We start from the raw sequence: 285 nt of genomic DNA on the forward strand, positions 1-285 counted from the left end.
CTCGCCACCACGGTGCCGTCGTCAGAGATGAATGCGAGCTCGTGTGGTGTTAGATTGATGATCTTCACTCACAACTCTCCAATACTCGAATCTCTGTTATGCCGTCCGCGATTTCGACAATCTCAACGGGATCCACTTCACCCGCGTACACCAGTTCACGCGCCTCATTCTCGCTGGCGGCCTCAACCTCAAACTCCTCGATGTGACGAGATACAAACGTCACTCGATACATTGGCAACTCTATTGCCACCTCCGTTGTTTTGTTCTGGGTTCGCCCCTCCACCC

The 285-nt window shown here is 53.3% G+C and carries 1 protein-coding gene; it reads right to left on the reverse strand.

Translation table 11 applies throughout. The features are described from left to right. Positions 1 to 64 precede the first annotated feature (64 nt). A partial coding sequence (locus tag AC27E8_RS00480; RefSeq protein ID WP_487111311.1) for a hypothetical protein occupies positions 65 to 285 on the reverse strand: 221 nt, incomplete at its 5' end.

Source organism: Alicyclobacillus sp. CIJ1 (genome assembly GCF_057538885.1).